Below are 16,329 nucleotides of genomic sequence, written 5' to 3' on the forward strand. Positions count from 1 at the left end.
CATGCCTATGGACCGTGTCGAAGCCGCCATCCAAGCCTTCAAGGAAGGGCGGGCCGTCGTGCTCGTGGACGATCCGGACCGGGAGAACGAGGGGGACCTGATCATCCCCGCGGAGACGCTCAACGAAGAGATCATGGCCATGATGATCCGCGAGTGCAGCGGCATCGTGTGCCTCTGCATCGACGACGCCACCGCGCGCCAGCTCGACCTGCCCCAGATGGTGAGCCACAACAACAGCAAGAACGGCACGGCCTTCACCGTGTCCATCGAGGCCAAGGAGGGCGTCACCACGGGCGTCTCGGCCCACGACCGGGTGGTGACCATCCAGACCGCCATCCGCCCCGGGGCGCGCCCCGACGACCTGGCCCGGCCCGGCCACGTCTTCCCCCTCCGGGCCCACAGCGGGGGCCTGGCCTGCCGCCGGGGCCACACCGAAGGGGCCATCGAACTGGCCCGTATGGCCGGTTTCCGCCCCGCCGCAGTCCTTTGCGAACTCATGAACCCCGATGGCACCATGATGCGCGGCCGGACCCTGGCGTGGTTCGCGGAGCGCAACACCTTCCCCCTCCTGTCCATCCAGGACCTCGTGGAAGCCCAGCGTCCCGGCACCAACCTGGCGTAGCCAGGCGCCCAGCTACGGACACGCCGTTCCGTCGCGCCGCGTCCACTGGACGCCGCGCTTCGCCAGGTCGCGCCGGATGAAGTCCCAGCACCCGGCCTTCATGCCCACCACCTCGGGCGGGGCCACCCCGGGCTCGGACCACAGGCCCTCGGCCACGAGGCGCACGGTGGCCGTGCAGGTGTAGCCGGTGGTCCGGGCCATGCTGGTGGTCCCGGTGGCGCGGTCGTAGCGGTCCAGGAGGTCCCAGGTCTCGCGCACGGGCCTGCCGTCCTTCTCCCCCGCGACGATCACGCGCATGACGGTGAAGTCCTCGTCGCCCTCCCCCATCTGCCACAGGGGAAAGAGGAGGCGGGTGGTGAGGTCCATGGGCGCCACCGGCACCCCGTTGAGCTCGACGGGCTCGGTGGAGAAGAACCCCGCCTCCCGCAGCATGCGCATCTTCTCGATGTGGCCGGGGTAGCGGAGGGTCTTCTCCTTCATGAAGGGCGCCTTCACGGTCCGGATGATGCTCCGCAGGCCGTCGGTGTTGAAGGCCTCCAGGGTGCCGATCCCGGGGAAGTCCATGAGTTCCGGCTCGCTGAGGGCCGGCATCACGATCTCCTGGCCGTGGGCCACGTACCGGGCGGGGCGGGTGTACTCCTCCACCACGTCCACGGGGGAGAAGCCGGCCTTGTACTCGAAGGGCCAGGTGCGGACCACGGGCAGGCCGCCCACATAGCATTCGAAGGAGGTCACCCGGTCCACCCGGCGGACCACGTCCCCGAGGATGAAGTTGTCGCAGCCCGGGGCCACCCCCGCGTCCATCACGGCGACGAGGCCCTTGTCCCGGGCGAGGCCGTCCAGGCGGAAGGGGTCCTCGGGGAAGAAGGAGATGTCCACCATGGGCCGGCCCGCCTCCAGGACGGCCTGGAGGGTGGTGAAGCCCATGAAGCCGGGCACGGCGCCCACGGCGAGGTCGCAGCCGGCCACCGCCTCCTGCACGGCGCCGGGCTGGGCCAGGTCCGCCAGGTGGGTGCGCAGGCCCTTGGCGGCCAGGCGGTCCAGGGCGACATGGGAGCGGTCGGCCACCGTCACCTCGAAGGCGCCGTCCTGGGCCAGGTCCAGGGCCAGGGTGGCCCCCACGCGGCCGGCGCCGAGCACGCAGATCCTCTTCATGGAAGGCCTCCGGGAGATGCGCCAGTGTACACCTGCCCTGGTAGGCTGGAACCATGGACGGTCTCGTGAAAGCCCATCTGGATCATCGACGCGCCTGGCAGGATTTCGACTACTGCTACCCGGTCATCTCCCGGCGCAGCAAGGGCGTGAGCCTGGGGGTCAACCTGAACCCCGACAAGGTGTGCAACTTCGACTGCGTCTACTGCGAGGTGGACCGGACCACGCCCCCGCGCCGGAAGGACGTGGACCTGGACCAGCTGGCCCGGGAGATGGAGGTCCTCCTGGACCTGGTCCAGTCCGGCGAGCTGTTCCAGGTGCCGCCCTTCGACAGCGCCGCCCCCCACCAGCGGCGCCTCAACGACATCGCCTTCTCCGGCGACGGGGAGCCCACCACCCTCCGGGCCTTCCCCCAGGCCGTGGCCCGCATGGCGGCCCTCCGCAGCCGCCGGGGCCTGCGGGACCTGAAGCTGGTGCTGATCACCGACGCCTCCCGCCTCCAGGCCCCCGAGATCCAGGAAGGCCTGGAGATCCTCATGGACAACGGGGGCGAGGTCTGGGCCAAGCTGGACGCCGGCACCGAGGCCCACTACCAGGCCATCGACCGCTCCAAGGTGCCCTTCCAGCGCATCCTGGACAACCTGGCCGAAACGGCCGCCCGCTGGCCCATCGTGATCCAGACCCTCTTCCTGGCCTGGCAGGGGCAGGGCCCCTCCGACGCCGAGGTGGAGGCCTACATCGGGCGCCTGCAGGCCATCCGCGCCCGCGGCACCCTGGCGGGGATCCAGATCTACACCGTGGCCCGCCCGACCCCGGAGCCGGAGGCCCGGCCCCTGCCGGCCACCGACCTCGATCGACTGGCGGCCCGGGTCAAGGACGCCCTGCCCGACGTGGCCCTGGAGGTCTTCTACGGCCCCGCCTAGGCGCCTCCTCGCGGGCCTGGCCGGCCTGGGCCTCCTGGCCCTCGGCCCCGGTCCGGCCCGGCCTGGCCCGGCCCAGCCCCCGCCGGCGGCCCCGGTGGAGGTGGCCCGGATCGAGCTGGCCGCCGTGGGCGATGTCCTGATGCACCAGGATGTGAAGGCCTCCGCGGCCCAGGCCCCCGGCGGCCTCGGCGACCTGTGGTCCGAGGTCACGCCCCGCTTCCGGCGGGCGGACATCGCCTTCGCCAACCTGGAAACCCCCGTGGCCCCCCGGACGGGGCGCCCCGGCCGGCCCTTCCAGTTCAACGCCCCCGAGGACCTGCCGGCCGCCCTGCGGGCCTCCGGCATCGGCGTCGTCGCGGTGGCCAACAACCACGCCTTCGACCAGGGGCCCCGCGGCCTGACCGAGACCCTGGCGCGCCTGGGGGCCGCCGGCCTCGTCGCGGTGGGGGCGGGCGCCACCCGGGCCGAAGCCGAGACACCCCGGTTCGTGGAGGCCAAGGGGCTCAAGGTGGCCTTCCTGGCCTTCACGGACATCTTCAACGTCGACCTGAACACCCGCGCCGACCGGCCCTGGGTCCGGGGGATCGATCCCCCGGCGGCGGCCGCCGCCGTCCGGGCCGCCAGGGCCCAGGCCGACGCCGTGGTGGTCAGCGTCCACTGGGGGGCCGAATACCTGCACGCCCCCCTGGAGCGCCAGAAGCGCCTCGCCAAGGCGCTGGCCGACGCCGGCGCCGACGTCATCCTGGGCCACCACCCCCACGTCCTCCAGCCCGTCGACGTGCTGGCCTCCGGGGACCGCCGCACCGTGGTGGCCTACAGCCTGGGCAACTTCATCTCCAACCAGGACCGCATGTACCGGGCGGACCTCTTCCCCGTGGCCGGCGGCGACAGCCGGGACGGCGCCCTCTTCAGCTGCCGCCTCGTCAAGCTCCGGTACCTGGACGGCACCGAGCGCGTCCAGGTGGAGGAGGCCCGCTGCGAGCCCCTGTGGACCCTCAACAACTGGCGGGAGGCCGCCGGGCGCAAGACCCCCCGCCTCATCCGGGTCGTCCCCGCCACCCAGCGCCTCCTGGAGGCCGAAGCGGAGGTGGAGCGCCTGCGCGCCGCCGTCCCGCCCGACCGAGCGGCCCTGCTCGCCCAGCAGGAGACCGTGCGCACCCTGATGCTCCGGCGCGCCCGCGCCGAGGCCATCCTGGGCGCCCCCTTCGTGACCCAGGGGGCGCCCAGGCCCTGAGGGCCCTACTGGACGATGACCGAACCGTCCGACGCCACGGAGACCTTCGCGCCAACCAGGTGATCCACCCGCGGCTTCCTGGAGGAACCGGTCAGGTGGGCTTTCCCGCTCTTGGTGAGGATGGTGAACGGAACCGTCCCGCCTCCGAGGGGGCCCGTGCTGAACCGAAGTTTTACGGTTCCGGAAGCGGGGAGGGGATAGGTGCCGCCCGGGCTCAAGGTGGCCAAGAAGGTTCCCGCGCCATTCAGCACATCGACCTTGGGGGTGCCATGGCTGCTGTCCAGCAGGAGGTCCGCATCCTGCGCGTTCTTGCAATGGATGACGATGATGCCCGTGCCCGCCTGGGCGGTGGATGCGCCGGCGGCCGCCAGCACCAGGCTGGCGACCAGAAGGGTAGGAAATCGCATGGGGGTCCTTTCCGGAAAGGGCCGTTCTGACGGCCGACAGAAGATGGAATATAAATAATTTAATGTGATCCCCTGTCAAGGACGCCTCCCCCAAAAAGGCGAGGGGCCGGCGCCTTGGCGCCGGCCCCTCGCGTGGGACGGATCCGATCAGAAGCCGCCGGCGGCGCCTTCGGGCCTGTAGGTGATGCTGGCCTTGATGAAATCGCGGTTCATGCGGGCGATGGTGTCCAGGGTGATGCCCTTGGGACAGGCGGCCTCGCACTCGCCGTGGTTGGTGCAGGTGCCGAAGCCCTCCTTGTCCATCTGGGCGACCATGGCCCGGGCGCGGTTCATGCGCTCCGGCTGGCCCTGGGGCAGCAGGGCCAGGTGGCTGATCTTGGCGGCGGTGAAGAGCATGGCGCTGGCGTTGGGGCAGGCAGCCACGCAGGCCCCGCAGCCGATGCAGGCGGCCGCGTCGAAGGCCAGGTCGGCCTTCTGCTTTTCCACGGGGGTGGCGTTGGCGTCGCAGGCGCAGCCGGTGGGGGCGCTGATGAAGCCGCCGGCGGCGATGATGCGGTCCAGGGCCGACCGGTCCACCATCAGGTCCTTGAGGACGGGGAAGGCCTCGGCCCGGATGGGCTCGATGGTGATCTCCTGCCCGTCCTCGAAGCTGCGCATGTGCAGCTGGCACGTGGTGGTGCGCTCCTTGGGCCCGTGGGGGCGGCCGTTGATGACCAGGTTGCAGGCCCCGCAGATGCCCTCGCGGCAGTCGTGGTCGATGACGATGGGGTCCTCGCCCTTCTTGATGAGGCCTTCATTCACCACGTCCAGCATTTCCAGGAAGGACATTTCGGTGGAGACGTTCGGGGCGTCGTAGGTGACGAAACGGCCCTGGGCCTGGCGGTTGGCCTGGCGCCAGACGTGCAGCTTCACGTTGATGTGCTTTTCCATGGTCCGTTCCTTACTTGTAGCTGCGGGTCGCGAGGTGGACGTTCTCGAAGGACAGGGGTTCGACGTGCCGCACGGGGGTGGCCCCGTCGCCCTTGTACTCCCAGCCCGCCACGTGGCAGAAGTTCTCGTCGTCACGCTTGGCCTCGCCCTCCTCGGTCTGCCACTCCTCGCGGAAGTGGCCGCCGCAGGACTCGCGGCGCTCGAGGGCGTCCAGGCACATCAGTTCGCCCAGTTCCAGGAAGTCGGCGACGCGGCCGGCGAGTTCCAGGCTCTGGTTGATGTCCGCGCCCGAGCCGGGCACCTTGACGTTCTCCCAGAAGCGCTGCCGCAGGGCGGGGATCTCCTGCAGGGCCTTCTTCAGGCCGGCCTCGTTGCGGCCCATGCCGCAGAACTCCCACATGAGCTTGCCGAGGGCGCGGTGGAACTCGGTGGGCGTCTCCTTGCCGTTGATGGCCAGGAGCCGGTTGTTGGAGGCGGCCACGGCGGCCTCGGCCTCCTTCACCGCCGGGTGGTCCTTGCTGATGCGGGTGCCGGGCTTGATGCCGGCCAGGTACCCGCCCACGGTGTAGGGGATCACGAAGTAGCCGTCGGCGAGGCCCTGCATGAGGGCGGAGGCCCCCAGGCGGTTGGCGCCGTGGTCGGAGAAGTTGGCCTCGCCCAGGCAGAAGAGGCCGGGGATCGTGGTCATGAGGTTGTAGTCCACCCAGAGGCCGCCCATGGTGTAGTGGCTGGCGGGGTAGATGCGCATGGGCACCTTGTAGGGGTCCTCGGCCGTGATGCGTTCGTACATCTCGAAGAGGTTCCCGTATTTCTCGCCGATCTTGGCGGCGCCCAGGCGGTTGATGGCGTCGGCGAAGTCCAGGTAGACCCCGAAGCCCGTGCCCACGCCCCGGCCCTCGTCGCAGACCTGCTTGGCGGCGCGGCTGGAGATGTCTCGGGGGGCGAGGTTGCCGAAGGAGGGGTACTTGCGCTCCAGGTAGTAGTCGCGGTCCTCTTCGGGGATGTCGCCCGGGGCGCGCTTGTCCCCCTTGGTCTTGGGCACCCAGATGCGTCCGTCGTTCCGGAGGCTCTCCGACATGAGGGTGAGCTTGGACTGGTGGTCGCCGGTGACGGGGATGCAGGTGGGGTGGATCTGCGTGTAGCAGGGGTTCGCGAAGGCGGCGCCCTTCTTGTAGGCGCGCCAGATGGCCGTGGCGTTGCAGCCCTTGGCGTAGGTGGCCAGGTAGAAGACGTTGCCGTAGCCGCCCGTGCAGATGAGGACCGCGTCGGCCACGTGGCTCTCGATCTCGCCGGTGACCATGTTGCGGGTCACGATGCCCTTGGCCACGCCGTCGACGACGATGACCTCCTGCATCTCGTGCCGGGTGTACATCTTCACGGCGCCGAGGCCGATCTGCCGCTCCAGGGCCTGGTAGGCGCCCAGGAGGAGCTGCTGTCCCGTCTGCCCGCGGGCGTAGAAGGTGCGGCTCACCTGGGCGCCGCCGAAGCTGCGGTTGTCCAGGAGGCCGCCGTATTCCCGGGCGAAAGGCACGCCCTGCGCCACGCACTGGTCGATGATGTTGCAGGAGACCTCGGCCAGCCGGTAGACGTTGGACTCGCGGGCGCGGAAATCGCCGCCCTTGACCGTGTCGTAGAAGAGGCGGAAGGTGCTGTCGCCGTCGTTCCGGTAGTTCTTGCTGGCGTTGATGCCGCCCTGGGCCGCGATGGAGTGGGCGCGGCGGGGGCTGTCCTGGTAGCAGAAGCAGTGGACGTCGTAGCCGAGCTCGGCCAGGGAGGCCGCGGCGGCGCCGCCGGCGAGGCCGGAGCCCACGACGATGATCTTGTACTTGCGCTTGTTGGTGGGATTGACGAGCTTCAGCTCGAACTTGTGGTTCTCCCACTGCTTGTCGATGGGGCCGGAGGGGGTGTTCGACTTCAGTTCCATGTTCCTTGCCCTCCTACAGGTGGATGACGCCGGCCAGCACCGCGACCGGGAACGAGATGTTGACGCCCGCGACCAGGATCGCCATCACGTAGGCGAAGCGCTTGCGGCACGTGTCGTAGCGCGGGTGGGACCAGCCCAGGGTCTGGGTCATGCTCCAGACGCCGTGCCACATGTGGATCCCCAGGCAGACCTGGGCGACGACGTAGATGGCCGCGGCCAGCGGCTGCTGGAAGCCGGTGACGAAGTTGTGGTAGGGGTCGGCGCGGTCGAAGCTGGGGTGGCAGGTGCCCACGGTGAGGTGCATCAGGTGGTAGAGCACGAAGAAGGCCAGGAACACGCCGGTCCAGCGCATGGTGCGGCTGGAGAAGGTGGCCGCCCGGTACTGCTGGGCCCGGTATCCCACCGGGCGGGCCGCGCGGTTGGCCAGGGTGAGGCTCAGGGCCGCCCAGCCGTGGAGGACCACGGCCGCCAGCATCACGCCCCGGAAGACCCAGATCCCGCCGCCGTGGACCATGGTGTGCAGGAACTCGGCGTAGTGGTTCAGGGCTTCCCGGCCCATGTAGGCCTGGAGGTTGCCCAGCATGTGGACGGTGACGAACCCGAAGAGGACGATGCCGGTGACGGCCATCACCACCTTCTTGCCGACCGATGTGTCCAGGAAGCCTGGGCTGGTTTCAGCGACGGACATGGATGCTCCTTCCTTCCGCGATGACGGATGCGCCCGCATCCGGTGATGGTTGGGTTGACGCGATGACAAAGGGTCATGGGCGAATGGATGGACCCCATTATGATCGGGGATTTCCTGTTGGCAATTTCCAAGTCTCGGAACCCGGATTGATGGGGCTATTTGCTTTGTTTTTCAATCTTTAATCGATCTTTTTGCCACGATTCAAGGTCCGCCTGGAAGCCCGATGGGTGGGACGGGGGGGTTGCGCATTCCGTTTGGGGAATTATTGTTTATTCATTTCTGAGGTGCCGATGCCATTCCGGTTTCCTGGGGCGATCCTCGCGGCTGGCGCCATCCTGCTCAGCCTCGCGTGCGGAGGCGGGGGGGGCACGGGCGGGCAAGTTCAGACGGCCACCCTGGCCTATGTCAATCCGGCAGGAACGGGCTGGCGATGGGTGAAGGACGAGGCGCTCAGCACCCCCGATCGCCTCGTCCTCGCCCTGGTGCCGCCGGAGGGGGTCACCGGCCTGCGGGGAGTCGCCTTTTCCCTGGCGTCGGACCCCGCGGCGACCCGCTGGGTGGAAGTGCGTGCCGGGGGCCGGAGCCTGGTGGAGAATGGCACGTTCAACCTGGGCGGTGGTGTCCCCCTGTTCCGGTACGGGCAGGATCAAGGCGTGCTCCGCGCCGGGATCTTCCAGAAGGGCAGGGGCGACGCGACGATCCCCGATGGGGCGGCGGTCCGGGTGGCCCTCGCCGTCCAGGCGGGCGCCGGTCCAGGGACCTGGACCCTGGACCGGGCCTCCCTGAAGGTGCTGCCCCCCACCGGGGCGCGGCTCGTGGAAACCCCTGTGGAGGCCGGACGGATCACCGTCCAATGAGGCCGGAAGGCCGGCCTTCCCCCCTGCCCGCCGGAACGCTTGAGGATCCCATCCGATGCTGAAAGCCCGTCTCACCCTGCTCCTGGCCGCCGGCCTGTCCCTGATGGCCGCGCCGCCGGCCCTGGGCCCTGGCCACACCCTGCATCCCGTTGCCCAGTGGACCGATGCCCTTGGGCAGAGCCACACCCGCTACGAGCACCGCCTGAACGGGCTCCGGGTCTGGGGTTCCTTCTTCATCGACCACCAGGGCCCCGGCGCCCGGATCGCCTCGAACCGCCTGGCGATGGGGCCGCTCCCCCCGGCGGTGGCCGCCCCCTTCGCCACGGGCGCCCTGGCGGCGGGGGAGCAGATCTACGTGCCCCGGGATCTGCCCGTGCCCGCAGGGGATGGCACGGACGCGGTCCTGATGGACAAGGGCCCGGCCGGCTACATCGAGGCCGTGTACGTGCCCGCCGTGCCTGACAAGGACAACCTCGCCGGGGAGGCCTACGATTTCATCCTGGACGCCCAGACTGGCGAGGTCCTGTACCAGATCCCCATCCTGGAGGGGGCGGGCGCCGCCAAGGGGACGGGCAATACCTTGTACCAGGGGCAGGTCACCCTCGATGTCACCGATACCGGCGACGGGTTCCGGCTCGCGGACACCACCCGGCCCAGCCAGGGGCGATCCAATCAGATCAAGCAATTCTCCTATTCGACCAGCGCCCGCGAGGATCCTCCCCAGGCGCTCGCCGTTTGGGGCGATGGCAGGGCCGAGGCGCCGGGGACCGACAAGGACACCCCCACCGCCCAGACGATGCTGGCGGATATGGCGGCGGGCCTGCAGACGGCCTGGGACTATTGGAGGAGCGTCCATGGCCGGTGGGGCGTGGATGGGCTCGGGACTCCCATCAACGGTTATGCCCATGTCCCGACGAAAGTGGACAACGCCGCCTGGGGGCGCACCGCAAACGAACTGTACTTCGTGGTGGGCAATCCATCCAGGAACCGTCCCATGACGTTCCCGTCCGTCATCGGGCACGAACTGACGCACGGCGTGATCGACTTCACCGCCAACCTGATCTATGAGGGGGAGAGCGGCGCCCTCAACGAGGGCACCGCGGATTTCTTCGCCGCGATGATGGGGGCCTGGCGGGCCAACGGCTCCCGCGCGGGGCGCATCGGGGATGCCAACACGACCTGGGCCTTGACCTCCTACCTCCAGGACGGCACGCCGGAGGTCATGCGCAATTTCATCAAACCCTCCTTCGCCCCGAAACCCTCCCCGGACGCATGGAGTCCGGACCTGAAGAAACTGGATGTGCACCAGGGGTCGGGGCCCCTGAACCGGGCCTTGCACTTCCTGAGCCAGGGGGCCTCCAGCGACCCGCTCCAGGAGAACTTCTCGCCCCACCTGCCCGATGGGATGCGGGGGATCGGGAACGACGACGCCGCCAGGCTCTGGTACCGCGCCCTCACCACGTACCTGGGCCCCTCCAGCGGGTACGCCGAGGCGCGGGAGGCCGCCTTGAAGGCGGCCGCGGATCTCTGGGGAGCCGGTTCGGCCCAGGCGAAGGCGGCGGCCTCGGCCTTCGCGGCCATCCGGGTGGGGACCCCGGCCCCCGCGGAGCCCACGGGCTCGATCACCCTCGCGGCCACGGGGAGCCTCCAGGCGGGCCAGGTGAAACTGGAGGCGCAGGCCTCGGCCCCCCTCAAGCGGGTCCTCTACTACGTGGACGGCACGTACATGGGCGCCAGCACGGGGGAGCCCCACGCCCTCCTGCTGGATTCGGGCCCCGAACTGGCCAACGGCAGCCATGTCCTGGTGGCCCGGGGCTATTCGGAGGCCGGGCTGGAAGCCGTCTCCCAGGAGGCGGCCTTCTCCCTGGATGCGCCGGTCCAGCAGATCATGCTGAATCCCGGGTTCGAGGCGGGAGACGCTCACTGGGAACTGACCGGCTGGAAGGCCGCCTTCGATCCCTCCGGCCGGAAGCCCCATGGCGGGTTCCGCGCCCTCCAGGTCGCGGACGACGAGGAGTCGCAGTTCGGCTTCGCTGCCCAGAGCGTGGCGCTGCCGGCCGAGGCCGCCTGGGCCGAACTGAGCTTCTGGATGCGCTACGAAGGCCCCGAGGACAGTGCGGGCGACGCGGTCTTCGGTGTTTCCGCGGGGACGAGCGACCCGGGCCTCGAAGAAATCATCGCTGAAATCCCCCCCTCCGGGGCCCGGGGCGGCTGGGTCCGGAAAACCCTGAACCTGGCCAGCCTGGCGGGCCATACCGTCCGGGTGAACTTCGAGGGTCTGGTTCCCATGGGGTCCGGCGCCCGCCTCCTGGTGGATGATGTGCGCCTGGTCTGGTCCCGGGTGGAGCCGGGCCGCCTCTACGTCACGCCGGACCGCGTGGATGTCTGGGCCGGGGATGCGACGCCCATCCCCCTCCAGCCATACTTCAACGGCCCGGTCATGCCGCAGATCACCTGGCGGGCCACCGGCGGAACCCTCACCCGCGAGGGCGTCTACACGCCGCCCACCCAGCCCGGAACCTACCGGATCTACGCCGATCCGACCGACCCGAACGCGGACACGGAGGCGCCCGTATGGGAGGTCCCGGTGAACGTCAAGCCGCGGGTGGCCCTGGAGCCGGCGACCCTCGCCATGGACGCGGGAACCACGCACGTCTTCAGCCTCACGGCCGCGCCGGACGCGTCACCCGCCCTCACCCTCGCCGGAGGGGATCACCCCGGATTCGTGGCTACCGCCCAGGCCGGCAAGGTGGCCTACACGGCGCCCAGCACCCCCGGGACCTATGTGCTGACCGCCCGGGACGCCACGTCCGGGGCCTCCGCCACCGCCACCGTCCAGGTGCGCGCGGAGCCCATGTCGGTGGTGGTCGACCCCGCGGAGGCCGTGCTGGCCACGGGGGCCGGTTTCGGCTTCACCGCCACGGTGCGCGGGGACGGTCCGGACGGCGTGGTCTGGTCCCTGGCGGAGCGGGGCGGGGGCGCCGTGGGCACCACGGGCCTCTACGCCGCGCCCCTGGCCGCGGGCACCTACCATGTCATCGCCACGAGCGTGGCCGATCCCGCCAAGCGCGGGGTGGCCACGGTGACCGTGGTGGACGGGGTCGCCGTGGATCCCCCCTCGGCCACCCTCCTGGTGGGCGGAACGTGTTCCTTCCGTGCCACCGTGCCCGGCCGAGGGAACGCGGACGTGGACTGGAAGGTGGAGGAAGGGTCGACCGGCGGGACGGTGGTGAACGGCCTCTACACGGCGCCGGCCACCCCCGGCACCTACCACGTGAAGGTCACGAGCGTCGCCCAGCCCTCGCTCAGCGCGGTGGTGGACGTGAAGGTGAAGACCGCGGACCTGGACGGGGACGGCACAACGGCCCTGGATTTCGAGGACATGGCCATCCTGGCCGACAGCTACGGCCAGACCGGCGCCGATCTCCCCGCGGATGTGAACGGAGACGGGCGGGTGGATGAACAGGACGAGGCCCAGGTCCTGGCCAAGGTCGGGGGCCAGGGGCCCGCGACGGCCCCCTGAACGGAAAGGCGCCGCCCGGGGGCGGCGCCTTTCATCCAACGGGGCGGAGGGCCTACTTGGCCTCCTCCTCCGACACGAGGCCGGGCGTTTCCTGCTTGCTCTTGGCCACGGCCCAGCCGATGAGGCCGGCGCAGATGAGGCCGCCCACCAGGCCGCCCAGCTTCAGGCTGGTCATGCCTTCCACGGGGAAGATGGTGAACTTCATGACCACGCCCAGGGCGAGCAGGCTCACCATGTTCATGACCTTGATCAGGGGGTTCAGGGCGGGGCCGGCGGTGTCCTTGAGGGGATCGCCCACGGTGTCGCCCGTGACGGAGGCCTTGTGGGCCTCGCTGCCCTTGCCGCCGTAGAGGCCGTCCTCGATCATCTTCTTCGCGTTGTCCCAGGCGCCGCCGGCGTTGGCCATGAAGACCGCCAGCAGCTGGCCGACCAGGATCATGCCCGCCAGGAAGCCGCCCAGGGCGTAGGGGCCCAGGAAGAGGCCGACCATGAGGGGGGCGGTGATGGCCAGGAGGCCGGGGCCCACCAGCTCCTTCTGGGCGGTGGAGGTGCAGATGTCCACCACGCGGCCGTAGTCGGGCTTCTTGGTGCCGGCCCAGATGGCGGCGTCGCGGAACTGCGCGCGGCACTCGATGACGATGTAGTAGGCGGCGCGGCCCACGGCGCGGATCAGCTGGCTGCTGAAGAGGAACGGCACGGCGCCGCCGATCAGGAAGCCGATGAACACCTTGGGGTCGGCCACGGTCAGGAGGCCGGCGTGCTTGCGGTACTCCTCGATGGACATCTGGGCGATCTTGTCCTCGCTGCCCACCGCGATGACGGCGATGAAGCTGGAGAACAGGGACACGGCGGCGATGACGGCGGAGCCGATGGCGATGCCCTTGGTCTCGGCCTTCGTGGTGTTGCCCACGGCGTCGAGGTCGGCCAGGATCTGGCGGGCCCGCTTGTAGCTGCCGGGCTTCTCCTTCTCCATCTCGTCCTTGTCGAAGCCCATCTCGCCGATGCCGTTGGCGTTGTCGGCGACGGGGCCGAACACGTCCATGGAGATCGTGTTGCCGGTGAGGGTGAGCATGCCGATGCCGGTCATGGCCACGCCGTAGGCGACGAACATGGGCGGCGTGCCGGCGTAGGTCAGCACGGAGAGGAAGAGGGCGACGACGATGACCACCAGCATGGCGACGGTGGACTCGTAGCCGAGGGCGAAGCCCTCGATGATGTTCGTGGCGTGGCCGGTGGTGCAGGCCCGCGCCAGGCCCTTCACCGGGGCGTGGGTGGTGTGGGTGTAGTAGCTGGTGACCTTGTTGAGGGCCACGGCCAGGAACACGCCGATGAGGCAGGTGATGGCCGGGCGCATGTCGAGGCCGGCGACGCCGAAGTTGGCCCAGGCGGGCAGGAACTTCGGATCATGGCCGGGGAAGCCGGCGGCGGCCATCGGGTTGGTGGCCATGTAGTTGGCGTCGAAGTGCAGGTAGAAGTAGCCCAGGACGAAGAAGCCCACCACGGAGATGATGGAGCCGATCCAGAAGCCGCGGTGCACGCTCTTGAGGGCGGTGTCCGAGGTGTCCTCGGGGCCGGCCTTCACGGTGTAGGTGGAGATGATCGAGCCCAGGACGCCGATGCCGCGCACCAGCAGGGGGAAGATCACGCCCTTGTGGCCGAAGGAGGCCATGCCCAGGATCATGGCGGCGACGATGGTCACCTCGTAGGACTCGAAGATGTCCGCGGCCATGCCGGCGCAGTCGCCCACGTTGTCGCCCACGTTGTCGGCGATGGTGGCGGCGTTGCGGGGATCGTCCTCGGGGATGTCCTTCTCGATCTTGCCGACGAGGTCGGCGCCCACGTCCGCGGCCTTGGTGTAGATGCCGCCGCCGACGCGCATGAACAGGGCGAGGAGGGTGCCGCCGAAGCCGAAGCCCAGGAGGGCCTCGTAGGCGTGCACGCCGTAGAGGAGGAAGATCAGGGTGCCGCCCAGGAGGCCGAGGCCGTCCGTGAGCATGCCGGTGACGGTGCCGGTGCGGTAGCCGAGCTGCATGGCCTCGCCGTAGCTGTGCTTGGCGGCGGCGGCGACGCGCAGGTTGCCGGTGGTGGCCAGGCGCATGCCCACGAAGCCCACGGCCCAGCTGAAGAGGCTGCCCATGAGGAAGGCGCCGGCGCGGCCGAAGGCGAAGACCTTGTCGCCCGTCACGGTGAACCACAGGACCACGGTGATGATGATGATCAGGGGCCCGATCTTGCGGAACTGGGCGGCGAGGTAGGCGTTGGAGCCCTCACGCACGGCCGCCGCGATCTCCTGCATCCGCTTCGTGCCCTGGTCCGCGGCGTTGACCTGCCTCATGAGCAGGAGCGCGTACCCGAGGCCCGCGATGGCGATGCCGAGGACGACCATCAGGCAGACCCGCTCGAGGCTGCTGAAGTCGGGATCGCTGAAGAGGGCGAAGAACTTGAAGGGCTTGGCGTGGCCCTCGGCGGGAGCGACGACGGCCTGGCCGGCGTAGGCGACGGCGAAGACGCACATCATGATCGCCAGATAGATCCGGCGTTTCAGGGGTGTGACCCTGAGTTTGTCCATCCAGGCATGCAGCATGGATACTCCTTTAAAAAAAGGGTGAATCAATCCGGCCCTGGGACCGGATACCTGTGGGTGCTGGCATTTCCAGGGGAAGCATGAGATGGTATTCGGCCTCAGGCTACCACTCCGTCACCCCATGTCAATGCGGGTTTGACGTTCCGAGCCCTCGCCAACCGGCCGTGGACCGGGCCGCCGCGCCCTGGTGCCTGACGAATCGTCATCCGAGGTTTCCATGTCGCGTCCCTGCCCCTGTGCGTCCACCAAGACCTATGCCGCCTGCTGCGAGCCTTTCCTGATCGGGCGGGCCCAGCCTGAGACCGCCGAGCAGCTCATGCGCAGCCGCTTCTCCGCCTACGCCCTGGGCAAGGCCGATTATCTGGCCGCCACCACCTGCGCCGAGGAGCGGGCCAAGCTGGACATCGAGGAACTGGGCCGCTACGTGCGCGCCGTGAAGTGCATCACCCTGAAGGTCCTGGCCACCGAGGCCGGCGGCGCCGCGGACGAGACCGGCACGGTCACCTTCCACGCCAAGCTCCAGATCAACGGCAAGCGCATGCTCCACCGCGAGAAGAGCCGCTTCGTCCGCGAAGAGGGCCGCTGGGCCTACGTCGACGGGGACACCAACTAGGGTGTGTTCGTAATCTAGGATAGTAATGGCTAATACCCATCCGTGCCGGAGCATGGAGGAGCTGGAATAGTGAGTCTGTGCTGCAGTGCCTGATGGCGCCGCGCATTCGCAGCATCCTATTGGAACGCGGAGGCGCGGAGGATCTCGCTGAGGCTCGCGGAGAAAGGATCAAGCCCACAAGCCCCCTCCACTCGATATCCAGGAAAACCTCCCGCTTCACCTTATGGCCGGCCAGTCTCAGGGAGTGCGCCAGACAGACCTTGTAGGGATCCTCCCCGTCGACCTCTCCCCAATGCCTTCCCATCACGCCTCCCGTTGGGACGTGTCATTGGGAGGTGGCAGGTTCCAGGAGCGCTTTCCTCCGCGACCCTCTGCGAGATCCTCCGCGCCTCCGCGTTTCATAGGATCAATGAGGATCCGGAACGCTTGTCACCCTCCGCTCATAGCCTCAGCCAGATCACGATGCAGGCCAAAGCCACCTGGGCTGAGAAACTTCGCGCCGTTTTGTCGAACCTGGTGGCCAGCGCCCTGAACTGTTTGAGCTTGGCGAACCCATGCTCGATGGCATGGCGGGCCTTGTATAGGTGTGAGTCCCAGGCCGCCGGATTCTTGCGCCGGGGATGAGGTGGGATGACGGCTGTCGCACCCATGGCCTCGATCGCCTTCCTTACCGGGTTCCCATCGTAGGCCCGATCTCCGAACCCGTACTCTGCCTGCCAACCGCACAGCAATCCTTCAGCAGACCGGCTTTCATGGGCTTGCCCCGGAGTGACCAGGAAATCCAAAGGATTACCGTGGGCATCGCAGATCAAATGGATCTTGGTCGAGCATCCACCCCGAGATCGTCCGAGCGCCTGGTTCCAGAGCCCCCC

General features: G+C 69.1%; 12 protein-coding genes and 1 pseudogene. 6 read left to right on the forward strand and 7 right to left on the reverse strand.

Annotated features, from left to right (window positions below):
- Window position 1 precedes the first annotated feature (1 nt).
- Entirely contained in the window at window positions 2-622 is a 621-nt protein-coding gene (gene ribB, locus R2J75_RS09900; protein WP_243331124.1) for a 3,4-dihydroxy-2-butanone-4-phosphate synthase, read from the forward strand.
- Between the two features lie 12 nt (window positions 623-634).
- Here the strand turns inward: ribB and R2J75_RS09905 are convergent, their stop codons facing one another.
- Complete coding sequence (locus R2J75_RS09905; protein WP_243331127.1) at window positions 635-1,777, reverse strand: saccharopine dehydrogenase family protein; 1,143 nt, start codon at window positions 1,775-1,777, stop codon at window positions 635-637.
- Between the two features lie 65 nt (window positions 1,778-1,842).
- Between R2J75_RS09905 and R2J75_RS09910 the strand changes: the two genes are divergently transcribed.
- Complete coding sequence (locus tag R2J75_RS09910) at window positions 1,843-2,697, forward strand: radical SAM protein (RefSeq protein WP_243331129.1); 855 nt, start codon at window positions 1,843-1,845, stop codon at window positions 2,695-2,697.
- A 94-nt stretch (window positions 2,698-2,791) separates the two neighbouring features.
- Complete coding sequence (locus R2J75_RS09915; protein ID WP_243346122.1) at window positions 2,792-3,931, forward strand: CapA family protein; 1,140 nt, start codon at window positions 2,792-2,794, stop codon at window positions 3,929-3,931.
- Window positions 3,932-3,936: 5 nt separating this feature from the next.
- On the opposite strand, the gene R2J75_RS09920 is transcribed toward R2J75_RS09915, so the two are convergent.
- The 4 genes from R2J75_RS09920 to R2J75_RS09935 form a co-directional block, all read right to left on the reverse strand.
- The gene (locus R2J75_RS09920) at window positions 3,937-4,338 is read right to left on the reverse strand and encodes a hypothetical protein (RefSeq protein ID WP_316411591.1); all 402 of its coding nucleotides are present in this window, start codon (window positions 4,336-4,338) and stop codon (window positions 3,937-3,939) included.
- A 147-nt stretch (window positions 4,339-4,485) separates the two neighbouring features.
- On the reverse strand, window positions 4,486-5,268 hold the full coding sequence (locus R2J75_RS09925) for a succinate dehydrogenase/fumarate reductase iron-sulfur subunit (RefSeq protein WP_243346124.1): 783 nt from the start codon (window positions 5,266-5,268) through the stop codon (window positions 4,486-4,488).
- 10 nt (window positions 5,269-5,278) lie between these two features.
- A complete protein-coding gene (locus R2J75_RS09930; protein ID WP_243331142.1) occupies window positions 5,279-7,192 on the reverse strand; it encodes a fumarate reductase/succinate dehydrogenase flavoprotein subunit in 1,914 nt (637 codons plus the stop codon).
- A 13-nt stretch (window positions 7,193-7,205) separates the two neighbouring features.
- On the reverse strand, window positions 7,206-7,880 hold the full coding sequence (locus tag R2J75_RS09935) for a succinate dehydrogenase cytochrome b subunit (RefSeq protein ID WP_243331144.1): 675 nt from the start codon (window positions 7,878-7,880) through the stop codon (window positions 7,206-7,208).
- Window positions 7,881-8,170: 290 nt separating this feature from the next.
- Here R2J75_RS09935 and R2J75_RS09940 point away from each other — a divergent pair, with 290 nt between their 5' ends.
- Both R2J75_RS09940 and R2J75_RS09945 read left to right on the forward strand, forming a co-directional pair.
- Window positions 8,171-8,737: a hypothetical protein gene (locus tag R2J75_RS09940; RefSeq protein ID WP_243331147.1), complete on the forward strand. Its 567-nt coding sequence runs from the start codon at window positions 8,171-8,173 to the stop codon at window positions 8,735-8,737.
- 55 nt (window positions 8,738-8,792) lie between these two features.
- Window positions 8,793-12,260: a M4 family metallopeptidase gene (locus R2J75_RS09945; protein ID WP_316411592.1), complete on the forward strand. Its 3,468-nt coding sequence runs from the start codon at window positions 8,793-8,795 to the stop codon at window positions 12,258-12,260.
- A 52-nt stretch (window positions 12,261-12,312) separates the two neighbouring features.
- Here R2J75_RS09945 and R2J75_RS09950 read toward each other — a convergent pair whose 3' ends face one another.
- On the reverse strand, window positions 12,313-14,844 hold the full coding sequence (locus tag R2J75_RS09950) for a sodium-translocating pyrophosphatase (protein ID WP_243331150.1): 2,532 nt from the start codon (window positions 14,842-14,844) through the stop codon (window positions 12,313-12,315).
- Between the two features lie 217 nt (window positions 14,845-15,061).
- Between R2J75_RS09950 and R2J75_RS09955 the strand changes: the two genes are divergently transcribed.
- Window positions 15,062-15,457 (forward strand): YchJ family protein, encoded by a 396-nt coding sequence (locus R2J75_RS09955; RefSeq protein WP_243331154.1) that lies wholly within the window; start codon window positions 15,062-15,064, stop codon window positions 15,455-15,457.
- A gap of 440 nt (window positions 15,458-15,897) precedes the next feature.
- Here the strand turns inward: R2J75_RS09955 and R2J75_RS09960 are convergent.
- Window positions 15,898-16,308, reverse strand: a pseudogene (locus R2J75_RS09960) (IS5 family transposase); the annotation flags it as partial.
- Between the last annotated feature and the right edge of the window lie 21 nt (window positions 16,309-16,329).

Origin of the sequence: Mesoterricola sediminis, from assembly GCF_030295425.1 — a bacterium.
GTDB lineage: Bacteria > Acidobacteriota > Holophagae > Holophagales > Holophagaceae > Mesoterricola > Mesoterricola sediminis.